This window comes from Mycobacterium europaeum (assembly GCF_002102155.1).
Classification (GTDB): domain Bacteria; phylum Actinomycetota; class Actinomycetes; order Mycobacteriales; family Mycobacteriaceae; genus Mycobacterium; species Mycobacterium europaeum.
In genome coordinates, this window is sequence record NZ_LQOU01000021.1 from 21,857 (window position 1) to 34,526 (window position 12,670).

General features: G+C 69.4%; 14 protein-coding genes. 7 read left to right on the forward strand and 7 right to left on the reverse strand.

What is annotated here, in order from left to right; genetic code table 11:
- Positions 1 to 19: 19 nt before the first annotated feature.
- From map to secY, 3 genes are read right to left on the reverse strand one after another with little or no spacing between them, the layout of a single operon-like run.
- Positions 20 to 820 carry a type I methionyl aminopeptidase gene (gene map / locus AWC03_RS10805; protein WP_085240494.1) on the reverse strand — a complete coding sequence of 267 codons (801 nt, stop codon included), beginning with the start codon at positions 818 to 820 and terminating at the stop codon, positions 20 to 22.
- Between the two features lie 2 nt (positions 821 to 822).
- Positions 823 to 1,368 carry an adenylate kinase gene (locus tag AWC03_RS10810; RefSeq protein ID WP_085240495.1) on the reverse strand — a complete coding sequence of 182 codons (546 nt, stop codon included), beginning with the start codon at positions 1,366 to 1,368 and terminating at the stop codon, positions 823 to 825.
- On the reverse strand, positions 1,365 to 2,690 hold the full coding sequence (gene secY / locus AWC03_RS10815; protein WP_073879353.1) for a preprotein translocase subunit SecY: 1,326 nt from the start codon (positions 2,688 to 2,690) through the stop codon (positions 1,365 to 1,367). The genes AWC03_RS10810 and secY overlap by 4 nt, the downstream gene beginning before the upstream one ends.
- Before the next feature lie 221 nt (positions 2,691 to 2,911).
- Here secY and AWC03_RS10820 point away from each other — a divergent pair, with 221 nt between their 5' ends.
- The gene (locus AWC03_RS10820) at positions 2,912 to 3,817 is read left to right on the forward strand and encodes a class I SAM-dependent methyltransferase (RefSeq protein ID WP_085240496.1); all 906 of its coding nucleotides are present in this window, start codon (positions 2,912 to 2,914) and stop codon (positions 3,815 to 3,817) included.
- 12 nt (positions 3,818 to 3,829) lie between these two features.
- Here the strand turns inward: AWC03_RS10820 and AWC03_RS10825 are convergent, their stop codons facing one another.
- Both AWC03_RS10825 and AWC03_RS10830 read right to left on the reverse strand, forming a co-directional pair.
- Positions 3,830 to 4,513: a GNAT family N-acetyltransferase gene (locus AWC03_RS10825; protein WP_085240497.1), complete on the reverse strand. Its 684-nt coding sequence runs from the start codon at positions 4,511 to 4,513 to the stop codon at positions 3,830 to 3,832.
- A 9-nt stretch (positions 4,514 to 4,522) separates the two neighbouring features.
- Entirely contained in the window at positions 4,523 to 5,881 is a 1,359-nt protein-coding gene (locus AWC03_RS10830) for a xylulokinase (protein ID WP_085240611.1), read from the reverse strand.
- Between the two features lie 30 nt (positions 5,882 to 5,911).
- Here AWC03_RS10830 and AWC03_RS10835 point away from each other — a divergent pair, with 30 nt between their 5' ends.
- Genes AWC03_RS10835 through AWC03_RS10845 form a run of 3 tightly spaced genes read left to right on the forward strand, consistent with a single transcriptional unit; the run spans position 5,912 to position 8,459 of the window.
- Positions 5,912 to 6,892, forward strand: a complete 981-nt coding sequence (locus AWC03_RS10835; protein WP_085240610.1) for an NAD(P)-dependent oxidoreductase — start codon at positions 5,912 to 5,914, stop codon at positions 6,890 to 6,892.
- Positions 6,889 to 7,542, forward strand: coding sequence for an L-fuculose-phosphate aldolase (locus AWC03_RS10840; RefSeq protein ID WP_085240498.1), 654 nt, complete (start codon positions 6,889 to 6,891; stop codon positions 7,540 to 7,542). Before AWC03_RS10835 ends, AWC03_RS10840 begins: the two co-directional genes overlap by 4 nt.
- Positions 7,542 to 8,459: an MBL fold metallo-hydrolase gene (locus tag AWC03_RS10845; protein ID WP_085240499.1), complete on the forward strand. Its 918-nt coding sequence runs from the start codon at positions 7,542 to 7,544 to the stop codon at positions 8,457 to 8,459. Before AWC03_RS10840 ends, AWC03_RS10845 begins: the two co-directional genes overlap by 1 nt.
- 3 nt (positions 8,460 to 8,462) lie before the next feature.
- Here the strand turns inward: AWC03_RS10845 and AWC03_RS10850 are convergent, their stop codons facing one another.
- On the reverse strand, positions 8,463 to 9,317 hold the full coding sequence (locus AWC03_RS10850) for an SDR family NAD(P)-dependent oxidoreductase (protein ID WP_085240500.1): 855 nt from the start codon (positions 9,315 to 9,317) through the stop codon (positions 8,463 to 8,465).
- A 72-nt stretch (positions 9,318 to 9,389) separates the two neighbouring features.
- Here AWC03_RS10850 and AWC03_RS10855 point away from each other — a divergent pair, with 72 nt between their 5' ends.
- Complete coding sequence (locus AWC03_RS10855; protein ID WP_085240501.1) at positions 9,390 to 10,064, forward strand: TetR/AcrR family transcriptional regulator; 675 nt, start codon at positions 9,390 to 9,392, stop codon at positions 10,062 to 10,064.
- On the opposite strand, the gene AWC03_RS10860 is transcribed toward AWC03_RS10855, so the two are convergent.
- Complete coding sequence (locus AWC03_RS10860; RefSeq protein WP_085240502.1) at positions 10,015 to 10,866, reverse strand: helix-turn-helix transcriptional regulator; 852 nt, start codon at positions 10,864 to 10,866, stop codon at positions 10,015 to 10,017. The two genes, AWC03_RS10855 and AWC03_RS10860, sit on opposite strands and share 50 nt — an antisense overlap.
- A 74-nt stretch (positions 10,867 to 10,940) precedes the next feature.
- Here AWC03_RS10860 and AWC03_RS10865 point away from each other — a divergent pair, with 74 nt between their 5' ends.
- Both AWC03_RS10865 and AWC03_RS10875 read left to right on the forward strand, forming a co-directional pair.
- Positions 10,941 to 11,588: a class I SAM-dependent methyltransferase gene (locus AWC03_RS10865; protein ID WP_420845662.1), complete on the forward strand. Its 648-nt coding sequence runs from the start codon at positions 10,941 to 10,943 to the stop codon at positions 11,586 to 11,588.
- 120 nt (positions 11,589 to 11,708) lie between these two features.
- Positions 11,709 to 12,662, forward strand: a complete 954-nt coding sequence (locus AWC03_RS10875; RefSeq protein WP_085240504.1) for a class I SAM-dependent methyltransferase — start codon at positions 11,709 to 11,711, stop codon at positions 12,660 to 12,662.
- Positions 12,663 to 12,670 lie beyond the last annotated feature (8 nt).

Genomic DNA, 12,670 nt, shown 5'->3' on the forward strand with positions numbered 1-12,670 from the left:
GCGATCGCGGCTGGTTCAGCTAAGGCAGCGTCAGGATGCGCGGCCCGGCGTCGGTGACCGCGACGGTGTGTTCCCAGTGTGCCGCACGGGACCCGTCCGAGGTGGTGACGGTCCACTCGTCGTCGAGCACCACGGTCTTGCCCGTCCCGAGGGTCAGCATCGGTTCGATGGCCAGCACCGACCCCGGGGCCAGCAGCGGGCCTCGGCCGGGCGAGCCCTCGTTGGGCAGGAACGGATCCATGTGCATCTGCCGGCCGATGCCGTGCCCCCCGTAGCCCTCCACGATCCCGAACACCTGGCCGTGCCGCTCCCGCGCCGCTCGCGTGCCCGTTTCGATGGCGTGCGAGACGTCGGTCAGCCGGTTGCCGGGAACCATCGCCGCGATACCGGCTTCCAGCGATTCCCGGGTCGCGTCGCAAAGCGCCTGGTCGGCGGCGTCGAGGGCGCCGACGCCGAACGTGATCGCGGCGTCGCCGTGCCAGCCGTCCAACACCGCTCCGCAGTCGATGGAGACCAGGTCGCCGGGCGCCAGGATCTCCGCGGCCGACGGGATCCCGTGCACCACCCGCTCGTTGACCGACGCGCAGATCGACGCCGGGTAGCCGTGGTAGCCGAGGAACGACGGCACCGCGCCGGCCTCCCGGATCACCGACTCGGCGATGTGGTCGAGTCCCAGGGTGGACACTCCGGCAACCGCGGCCGCCCGAACCGCCTGCAGGGCGGCCGCGACCACCGCCCCCGCCGCCGCCATCGCGTCGAGTTCACCGGCGGTGCGCTGCGGCACGACTTTGCGACTCCGCAGCCGCGCCAGCGGGTTCACGGTTACTTGCCCAGCGCTTGCAGGGCACGGGCGAACACTTCGTCCATCGTGCCCAGGGCGTCGACCGTCTTGAGTTCGTCGCGGTAGTACTCCAGCAGGGGCGCGGTCTCGTCGCGGTAGACCTTCATCCGGTTCAGGATGACGTCGTCGGTGTCGTCGGCGCGGCCCCGCGACTTGAGCCGCTGCAACAGCTCCTCCTGCGAGACGCGGAACTCCAGCACGGCGTCGATGTCGGTGCCCCGGCGTTCGAGCATCGCGTGCAGCGCCTTGGCCTGTTCGGTGGACCGCGGAAAGCCGTCCAGGATGAAGCCGTTGGCCGCGTCGGCATCGTTCAGTCGGTCGTCGACGAGCTGGTTGGTCAGGTCCGAGGGCACCAGGTCACCGGCGTCCAGATAGCGCTTGGCCTCCAGGCCGAGTTTGGTCCCGTTCCCGATATTGCTGCGGAACAGTTCACCGGTGGAGATGTGCGGGATCCCGAGCTTCTCGGAGAGCTTCTGGGCCTGTGTCCCCTTGCCCGCCCCGGGCGGTCCCAGCAAAACGACCCTCACTTGAGAAACCCTTCATAGTTGCGCTGCATGAGCTGGCTCTCGATCTGTTTGACCGTATCCAAGCCAACCCCAATCATGATCAAAACCGCAGTACCGCCGAACGGCAAATTCTGAACCGCTCCGCCATTGCCGATCTGCAGGAACAAGTTCGGCAGCACCGAGATCGCGCCGAGGTAGATCGAGCCCGGCAGGGTAATCCGGCTGAGCACGTAACGCAGATAGTCGGCGGTGGGCTTGCCCGGCCGGATGCCGGGGATGAACCCGCCGAACTTCTTCATTTCGTCGGCACGTTCGTCGGGGTTGAACGTGATCGACACGTAGAAGTACGTGAAGAAAATGATCAGTCCGAAGTAGATGCTGATGTAAATCGGGTCGCTGGGGTCGGACAGGTAACTGCCGACGAACTTGTCCCACCAGCTGTTGCCCACCCCGCCGCTGCCGCTGCGAATCAGCTGCGTGATCAGGTGCGGAATGTAGATGAGCGACGACGCGAAGATGACCGGGATGACGCCGGCCTGGTTGACCTTGAGCGGCAGATAGGTCGACGTTCCGCCGTACATGCGCCGGCCCACCATGCGCTTGGCGTATTGCACCGGGATGCGGCGCTGCCCCTGCTCGACGAACACCACGCCGACGATGATGGCCAGGGCGGCGACGCAGACGGCTGCGAAGATGGCCCCGCCACGGCTGTCCAGGATGGTCTTGCCCTCGGACGGGATGCGCGCTGCGATGCCGACGAAGATCAGCAGCGACATCCCGTTGCCGATGCCGCGCTCGGTGATCAGCTCGCCCATCCACATCACCAGCGCAGCACCGGCCGTCATCACCATCACGATGACGACCAGCGTGAAGATGCTCTGGTCGGCGATGATGTCCAGCGAGCAGCCCTGCAGTAGCCCGCCGTTGGCCGCCAGCGCCACGATGCTGGTCGCCTGCAGGATCGCCAGCGCGATGGCCAGATAGCGGGTGTACTGCGTCATCTTGGCCTGGCCGGACTGGCCTTCCTTGCGCAGTTCCTCGAACCGCGGGATGACCACCGTGAGCAGCTGCACGATGATGCTCGCGGTGATGTAGGGCATCACCCCGACCGCGAACACCGTCAGTTTCAGCAGCGCGCCGCCGGAGAACAGGTTGATCAGCGAATAGATCTGCCCGGCCGCGCCGCCGCTGGCCTCTTTGATGCACTGCTGGACGTTGGGGAAATTGACGCCGGGGGACGGCAGGGCGGCGCCCAGCCGATAGAGGACGACGATGCCCAGCGTGAAGAGGATCTTCCGTCTCAGGTCGACTGTCCGCAGCGATGAGATGAAAGCCGAAAGCACTCTTCCTCCTGCGAGCCGGGGGTCTCCTGCAATACGCGCCCAACACCCCGCAGGCCAGGACGTACGGCGTCGCGCGTCAAACCGTGTACGAGACTAACAGCTGGGCTCGGTGAGTCCGTCCAGGCCCGTCATCGGACGACCGATAAATGCACAGGAAGCCGTCAGCGGTGGGGCGTAAAGTGCTCTTGAGTCGTTGCATTTGCTAAGTAAATGGGAGCACCATGACACGCACTGACCAAGACACTTGGGACCTGGCCTCCAGTGTCGGCGCCACGGCCACGATGGTCGCCGCGGCCCGGGCGCTGGCCAGCGAGGGCACCGACCCGATCATCGACGACCCGTTCGCGGCGCCGCTGGTGCGGGCCGTCGGCCTGGAGTTCTTCCGCCGCCTGGTGGACGGCGACGTGGCTCCCGCCGATGCCCGCGACGGCGAACGGGACCTGCAGCTGGAAACGGATTCGATCGCCGTGCGCACCCGCTTCTTCGACGACTTCTTTCTCAACGCCGCCCGCGACGGCATCCGGCAGTCGGTGATCCTGGCCGCCGGCCTGGACGCCCGCGCATACCGGCTGGGCTGGCCGCCCGGCAGCGTGGTCTACGAGGTCGATCAGCCCAAGGTCGTCGAGTTCAAGACCGCCGCCATGGCGCAGCTGGGTGCCACCCCCACCGCCGACCGGCGCACCGTCAGCGTCGACCTGCGCGACGATTGGCCGGACGCGTTGCGGCACAGCGGGTTCGACGCGGCGCAGCCGACGTCGTGGAGCGCCGAGGGCCTGCTGATGTACCTGCCGCCGGAGGCCCAGGACCAGCTGTTCGACAACATCACCGAGCTCAGCGCGCCCGGAAGCATGTTGGCCACGGAGTTCCACGGCGACTCCGGGCGGACGATGACCGAACGCGCGCAGCAGTTCAACGAGCGGTGGGCCAACCTGGGCTGCGACATCGACCTGTCGGGGCTGTTCTTCGACGGCGAGCGCAGCAATGTCGTGGACTACCTGACGGGCCGGGGCTGGCAGGTCAGCACCCGGGAGCGGCGGGAGTACTTCGCCGATTACGGCCTCGTCTTCCCGGACGACGAGACGTCGCAGCTGCGCAACATCGTCGCGGTCACCGCGACGCTGAGCTGAACCCCGGAGCGGCTACGGCTTTGCCGTGGCTTCGGCGGGCTTGGCGGCCGGAGCCCGCACCACCATCGGCACGGCGGGGAAGCACCAGGCCATCTCGGTGCGCGACTTGCGCAGCGCGGCGGTGCCGTAACCCTTCTTGCGGTGCCCGGGGTGGATCCAGATCCGCACGTTGACCTCGCCGCCCAGCAGCTCGCCGAACACCATCCCCACCTTTTCGCCCGAGTCGACCGCGACGAACCAGGCGGCCTCCTCGTCGTCGAGGCGTCCGAGCGCCGCGCTGATCTCGTCGTCGAGGTTGCCGGCCGGTCCGCCGGAGCCGTCGCCGGCGGCGCCCATGTCCTCGGTGCGGGCGGCGAAGATGTCGCGGTCCTTCTCGGCGGAGAACGGCCGCAGCTCGAGGGTCTCCCCCGAGCTGGCCGGGCGCTCGCCGAGGGTGAAGCTGAGTTGTTTGTTCAGGTCCTCGAGTTCGGCCAGGATCTTGCGGCGCGAGTCGATGGTGAGCTGATCGAAGGACATACCCATCACCGCTTCGGCGGCGACATGAGAGGTGTCGAGCAGGCGGACGATCGCCTCGACCGCGGCCGCCTTGTTCTCCGATTCCACCACGACATCGGCGATTTCGTGCCGCCGCTCAAGGGCTTTCAACAGGGCGTCGGCGATTTCGCGGCGGGCGGCTTTGCGGTCGTGGTCGGTCATTGCACCAGCCTAGAACGCCGGGGGAGGTAGCGCGCTACATCTGCGGTTTCCCAGCTCCAGGAATCGCTGGTAGCGGCCCTCGATCGCGGCCGCCCAACCGGGGTCGGGTTCGACGACGCGTTCGGTGCGCGCCCATCGGGCCGCGTCGGCGATCGCGGTCTCCAGGCCGACCGCCATGCGCGCGAGGAAGGCAGCACCCAGCGCCGCGCCCTCGGGCACCCCGGACACCTCGACCGGCCGCCCGGTGGCGTCGGCGATCGCCTGCATCCACGGCCCGACCCGGGTGCCGCCGCCCGTGGCGACGATGCGGGCCACCGGCGCCCCGCTCAGTTCGATGAGCTGGCGCACCACGAAGCCCGACGCCTCGTACGCGGCCCGGCGCAGCGCGGCGGCGTCGTGGGTGAGGTCCACGGCGTCCAGCGTCGCCCGGCGATCGGGGTCGTGGAACGGGGTGCGCTCCCCGCGGATGTAGGGCGACCACACCGGCACCCGCCCGGGCCGGGCGGCGGCAGGGTCGCCGGCCGCAACCACGCGGTCCACCCAGCCGAGGAACAGCCCGCCGGCGTTGCTGGCCCCGCCGATCTGGCTCTTGCCCGCGGCGGTGTGGGGGATCGTCCACAGGCCGGGCACCTGCCGGGCCTCTCCGAGGGTGGTCCACACGATCAACGTGGTGCCGCACAGCACCAGCACGTCGCCCTCGCGGTCCGCGCCGGCCACGATCTGCTCGCACAGGGCATCGATCGCGCCGACCGCCAGCGCGGCGCCGCGGCCGCGCACCTGCCCCGCGGCGGCCCCCATGCTCTCGACCCGCGGCATCTGGTCGGGCCGCGCGCCGCGTTCGGCGCACGCCTCGGGACTCCAGCCCGTGCCGTCGAACAGCGGATACGCGGTCGCGGCGGTGGCGAAGTCGATCACCGGCTCGCCGCCCAGCGCGTGGTTGGCCACCGCCGGCGCCGGCCAGTAACCGGCCGCGTCAGGGGCCCGCGCCGCGGTCCAGCGCAGGAATTCGGCGGCCTCGCCCAGGGCCGGCAGCGGCTGCGCCTGCTGATCCGGCGTTCGGCCGCGCTCGTCGCCGTACAGCAGCCCCGGCGTGACCGGCACCCCCGCCGCGTCGACGGCCGTCAGCGACGGCACCATCGCCGACACGGCCACCGCGCGCACGTCCGGCCCGCCCAGCCTTTCCAGGGCCGCCACCGGTCCCCGCCGCCACGCCTCGTCGGCGTCGTGCTCGAGCCGGTTCGGCGCCGGCACCCGCAGCTGATGCGGGATCCGCACCCGCGCCGTCACCCGGCCGTCCGCGTCCGCGGCGACCGCCTTGACCGCGGTGCTGCCGACGTCGATGCCAATTGTGACGTCTTCGCGTGACACGGGCGTCACCGTACGCCAGCATTGGGGTTCGTGACGTCAAGACCGCGCGCCCTGGTGACCGCCCCCCTGCGGGGGCCGGGTTTCGCCAAGCTCCGCGAGCTGGCCGACGTGGTCTACGACCCCTGGATCGAGCAGAGCCCGCTGCGGATCTACAGCGCCGAGCAACTGGCCGACCGCATCGCCGCGGAAGGCGCCGATGTCGTTGTGGTGGAAAGCGACTCGGTGGCCGGGCCGGTGTTCGAGCGGGGGCTGCGGGTGATCGCATCCACCCGCGGGGACCCCAACAACGTCGACGTCGCCGCGGCCACCGCGGCCGGTGTCCCGGTGCTGAACACGCCGGGCCGCAACGCTGACGCGGTCGCCGAGATGACGGTGGCCCTGCTGCTCGCCGCCACCCGCGGGCTGCTGCCCGCGGACACGGATGTCCGCAGCGGCAAAGTCTTTCGCGACGGCACCATCCCCTATCAGCGGTTCCGCAGCTGGGAGATCGCCGGGCGCACCGCCGGGTTGGTGGGCCTGGGTGCCGTCGGCCGGGCCACCGCGTGGCGGCTGGCCGGGCTGGGCATGCGCGTCATCGCCCACGATCCGTACAACGACGACGCGCGGCACGGCCTCGACGAGCTGCTGGGTGAGGCGGATGTCGTCTCCCTGCACGCGCCCGTCACCGACGACACCGTCGGCATGATCGGGGCGCCGCAGTTCGCCGCCATGCGCGACGGCGCGGTCTTCCTCAACACCGCCCGCGCCCAGCTGCACGACACCGAGGCGCTCGTCGAGGCGCTGCGCGGGGGCAAGGTGGCCGCCGCCGGACTGGACCACTTCGTCGGCGAATGGCTGCCCACCGACCACCCGCTGGTCGGGATGCCCAACGTCGTGCTGACGCCCCACATCGGCGGCGCCACGTGGAACACCGAGGCGCGGCAGGCGCAAATGGTGGCCGACGACCTCGAAGCGCTGCTGGCCGGTGACCGGCCCGCCCACATCGTCAACCCGGAGGTGCTGGCCTCATGAAATCGGTCCCCCACCCCGAGACCGCGGTGCTGGACGCGGCCAAGGACATGCTGCGCCGCGGCCTCGTCGAGGGAACCGCCGGCAACATCTCCGCGCGGCGCTCCGACGGGAACATCGTCATCACGCCGTCGTCGGTCGACTACCGCGACATGCAGCTCGGCGACCTCGTTCTGGTCGATCCGGACGGCGCCGTGCTGCACGCGGCGGACGGCCGCTCGCCGTCGTCGGAGATGCAGCTGCACCTGGCCTGCTACCGCGCATTCGACGACGTCGGCAGCGTCATCCACAGCCATCCGGTGTGGGCGACCATGTTCGCGGTTGCGCACCAACCGATCCCGGCCTGCATCGACGAGTTCGCCGTCTACTGCGGCGGCGACGTCCGGTGCACCGAGTACGCCGCCTCGGGAACGCCCGACGTCGGCGCCAACGCGGTCAAGGCGCTCGACGGCCGGGGCGCCGCGTTGATCGCCAACCACGGCCTGGTGGCCGTGGGCCCGCGGCCGGACAAGGTGCTGCACATCACCGCACTGGTGGAGCGCACCGCCCAGATCGTCTGGGGCGCAAGGGCGCTCGGCTGCGCGGTGCCCATCCCCGAGGACGTGAACCGCAACTTCGCCGGCGTCTACGGCTACCTGCGGGCGAACGCCTGATGCGCCCCGTCCGGTTCGGTGACGCGCGCGTGACGCGGGTAGTCGAACTCCAATTCGACCTCGGAGCACAATTTTTTCCGCACACCCCGCCATCAGGTTGGCGCGACAACGCCGACCTGTTGGTGCCGGACTTCTTCGACCCCTCGACCGATCAGTGGCACATCGCGATCCAAAGCTGGGTGATCGAGGTCGACGGGCTGACCGTCGTGGTGGACACCGGTGTCGGCAATGACCGCCCGCGTCCCCACATGCCGCCCCTGGACCACCTCAACACCGGGTTCCTGGCCGCGCTCGGGTCGGCGGGCGTCGACCGCGCCGCCGTGGACGTGGTGGTGAACACCCACATCCACTCCGACCACGTCGGGTGGAACACCATGCTCGAGAGCGGCACGTGGGTGCCGACGTTTCCCAACGCCCGATACCTGTTGCCCGCCAGTGACTTTCACTTCTTCGCGCCCGACGGCCCCGCGGCGCGGCGGACGCCGCGCACCGACGAGGAAGCGGCGCAGCAGCGAGGCGACGGGCTGGTGTTCGCCGACAGCGTGGCGCCCATCGACGCGGCGGGCCAGCTCGTCCAATGGTCGGATGACCACCAGGTCAGCCGGTCGCTGCGGCTGCGGCCCGCCCCCGGGCACACCCCCGGCTCCTCGGTGCTGTGGCTGGATGCGGGCGAGCCGGCGGTCTTCGTGGGCGACCTGACCCACAGCCCGCTGCAACTCCGCCGCCCCGCCGACGCCTGCGCCTTCGACGTCGACGCGGCGGCCGCCGCGGCGACCCGCCGCCGGATCTTCACCGAGGCGGTCCGGGCGAAGGCGGCCGTCCTCCCCGCGCACTACCCCGGCTGCGGCGGTGCGACGATCCGCGCCGAGGAAGACCGGTTCGACGTCGACGACTGGCTGGACTTCGAATCCCTCTGACAGCTATAGCGTTTCGGATTGATCGGCTCGAAGCTGGCGGAACAGCCTCATCCGGTGGACGTTGACCCGATAGAACAGGCCCGGAAACCGGCGGTACAGGTGCCAGATCACCCGCACCACAGCGGGAAAAACGATCAGCGGTCGATTCCGGTCCGCGCCACGCAGGATGGCGCGGGCCGCAGCCTCGGCGCTCATCTGGGGCATCAGATAATGGGTGCGCCGACTCAACGTCGCCACCTGCTCGCGCGGCATGTTGACCACGACCATGTTGTCGTAGATTTTCGTCTTCATGTCGCCCGGACATGCTGCACTCACCTTCACGCCGAGGTCCACTCCCTCGGCCCGCAGGGAAAGCGAAAGGCCGACGATCCCATGCTTGCTGGTGCAGTATGCAGCGTTGCCCGGCTGGGGAATCAGCCCGCTCAGCGAGGAGACGTTGATGATGTGCCCGTGGCCCTGGCGCGCCATCGCCTGGTAGGCGTGCACCGTCCCATGCACCACGCCCAGCAAGTCGACATCGAGCACGCGGCGCCATTGCTGCATCGATAGGTCGCGCGAATCGCCGCCGATCGCGACGCCGGCATTGTTGATCATGTAGTCGATGCGTCCGTATTCGGAGACGGTGTTCTCGATCAGCTTCACCACCTCGATTTGGTTGGCCACGTCGACCGGCACGGCAGCAGCCGGTGTGCCGGCATGCGCCAGGCGCTCCGCTACCCGACGTGCCGCCTCGCCGTCGATATCGGCGACCACGACCGTCGCGCCTCGACGCCCGAGCTCCTCGCAGAGCGCTTCGCCCAGACCCATCCCGCCACCGGTAACGACCGCCACGGCGTCCTCGAAGTTCTTGAACCGCATGACCGGGTCCTCTCCGGCGAGTTAGCGTTGATTTTGCTACATTCGCTATAATATTACTCTTGATATAGATTTATGGAAGGAGCCGCGACGGCAAGCGAGATGAGCCTGCGCGAACGCAAGCGGCGGCAGACCAGGCAGGAGCTGATCGGCGCGGCCATGCGGCTGTTCGGGGAGAAGGGTTACGAGCAGACCACAGTCGCCGAAATCGCCTCAACTGCAGGTGTTTCCACGAAGACATTCTTCAACTACTTCGCGAGCAAGGACGAAGTCCTTTTTCCCCACCTAGCGCGCCGGATCGAAACCGCGGTGGCGCTCATCGAGCAGCGCGGATCCGATGATCGGATGGCCGATGTGCTCGTGGCGGCGATGCAGCACATGCTGGCCGACGCCCTCACCGAGGAAGTCGAGGGCGGTCTGGCCGCGGCCCGGTTGCCGATGATCCTGTCGGTGCCAGCCGTCCAAGCGGCCACCCTGCACCGCTACTTCCTGGCCGAGGCTCAATTGGCACGGGCACTACACGGCGCCTATTCCGACGTGCTCGACCCGGTGGCCGCTGCCGCCGTCATCGGTTCGGTCATGGGGGCGGCGATTGCCGCGGCGCTCATGTGCCTGCAAGGTAGCGGCACGGCCGAAGAACTGCGCGCCGCGGTCGAACACGCCGTCGATATCGCGATCCGCGGCGTGGACAACCTGTCCCCTAGGTGGCGCCCCGCCACTGGCGCGGCGAGGCGCCGTGCGCCCGGCTGAACAGCCGGCTGAAATAGCCGGGATCGAGCATCCCGACCCGCCTGGCGACCTCCCGGATGGGCAGGTCGGTGTCGGCCAGCAACCCGCGGGCCGCGGCCATCCGGCGCTCGGTGATCCACTCGCCCACGGTGCGTCCGGTGCGGCGCCGCACGACGGTGGTCAGGTGTCCGGGTGTGACGCCGAGCTCGTCGGCGACATCGCGTAGCGACAACGGCCCGGTGTGGCGCCGGTCGATCGCATCGAACACCGCGGCCAGCACAGGTTCGCCGGCGCGCTGCAGCTCGGCCACCGCCGGTCCCGCCAGCCGCGCGAGATCGATCAGCAGCAGCGTCAGATGCGCCAGGGCCGCCTGCCGATAACCGTCCTGCCGCGCGAGCAGCTCGGCTTCGATCGACCTGATCGCCGCGTCCCATGCCGGCCGTCGCGCAGCGGGCACCTCCAGCCGCAGGATCCCGCCCGCGCGCCCGTGCAGGAAGGGGAACAGCAGCGGGTGCCCTCCCCACGCCGGCCAGGGCGATCGCCCGTCCTCGCCCAGCGCCGCGGGGTCGAAGAACACCGCGACACCGTCGTCGCGGCCCTCCAGCCGCCCCGGGTCGAGCACCTGACCCGCAGCCGCCACGTAGACGAGCGAGGCCGAGGGCAGGTACCAGAGCGCCGGAAAGTCGTGGATGTGGCGACCGCGCTCGACGAAATCCTCGGGAGCCGACCGCACCACCGACACCGGGGGCGTATCCGGATCCGTGCGGTACGCATAGATCGGCACGCCCGCCCTGCGCCGGACCATTTGAGTCGGTCGCGTCATGCCGCCAAAAATAGTCCCACTTTGACCGATGATCAGCCAATTCCTGAGCTTGCCAGCGGTTCACCATGGGTGATGTGACGAAACATCATCCACATGACTACCTGCCCGCCGCCGGCCACGACGCGCTGCTGCCGGCCTACGACCTGATGTCACGCCTGATGGGCATGCGAACGGCCTACGACACCCTCATCGCGCAGGCCGAGCTCGCCGATTGCCGTCGGATCCTTGAAATCGGCTGCGGTACAGGAAACCTGATCATCCGTGCCAAACGCGCCCATCCCCGCGTGGAGGCGATCGGATGCGATCCCGACCCGCGCGCTCTGCGCCGCGCGCGGCGAAAGTCGGTAAAGCTGAGCGGCATTCGCTTCGAGCAGGGCTACGCGCAACGGCTCCCCTACGCCGACGGCGAATTCGACCGGGTGCTGTCATCGATGATGCTGCACCATCTCGACGACGACGCGAAAACCGCCGCGGCAGCCGAGGTCTTCCGCGTCCTTCGCCCCGGCGGCCGGCTGCACCTGGTTGACATCGGCGGTGACCTGACCGCCGCCGATGGCCTGGGCGCACGACTCATCCTGCGCAGCCACCACGCGGCCGGCAACCTCGGCGACGCCATCCCGCGACTGCTGACGGCGGCGGGATTCGATTGCACCCAGGTCGCCACGCACCGGCAGCGCGTCGTCGGACGACTCACCTACTATCGCGCCACCCGGCCCGCCTGACGCGGGTCGCGTTCAGCGCGCCATCAGCCCAGCTTGCCGCCAACCGGTGCAGGCGTACAGTGGGAGAAGCTTGTTAAATTGGCTAAATATTAGCCTTGCTACTCCTGAAGAGGGGCGAACATGACTTCCACCAGGTATGAGGGCGACACCTGGGACCTGGCATCCAGCGTCGGGGTGACCGCGACGATGGTCGCCGCCGCCCGCGCCGTCGCCACCCGCGCCGAGCGTCCGCTGATCAACGACCCGTTCGCCGAGCCGCTGGTGCGGGCTGTCGGCGTGGACCTGCTCACCCGGCTGGCGACCGGCGAGGTGAACCCCGACGAGCTCAACGACGCGCACGACGGCGCGACCGGGTCCACCGGCGCGATGTCCCGGATGGCCGACAACATGGCGGTCCGCACCAGGTTCTTCGACGAGTTCTTCCTCAACGCGACGCGCGCGGGAATCACGCAGGCGGTGATCCTGGCCTCGGGGCTGGACGCCCGCGCCTACCGGCTGGCGTGGCCCGCCGGGACGGTCGTGTACGAGGTCGACCAGCCGCAGGTCATCGACTTCAAGTCGCGCACCCTGGCCGAGTTGGGCGCCACGCCGACCGCCGACCGGCGCGTGGTGGCCGTCGACCTGCGTGACGACTGGCCCGCCGCGTTGCGGGCAGCCGGCTTCGACCCGGCCCAGCCGGCCGCCTGGAGCGCCGAGGGCCTGCTCGGCTATCTGCCCCCGGAAGCGCAGGACCGCCTGCTGGACACCATCACCGAACTCAGCGCGCCGGGCAGTCGGTTGGCCGTGGAAAGCGCGCCCAACCCCGAGCCCGGTGACGAGGACAAGATGAAGGAACGCATGCAGCAAATCTCCGAACGCTGGCGTGCGCACGGCTTCGACCTCGACATGGCGGGGCTGGTCTACTTCGGGGACCGCAACGAGGCGGCCCCCTACCTGCGCGACCGGGGCTGGGCGCTGAACGGCGTCACCATCCGGGAGTTGTTCTCGGCCAACGGGCTTCCCCCGCTCGGGGATGATGACATGCGCATGGGTGAAATGCTCTACGTCAGCGGCACTTTGGACAAGAAAAAATAGGAGCCATT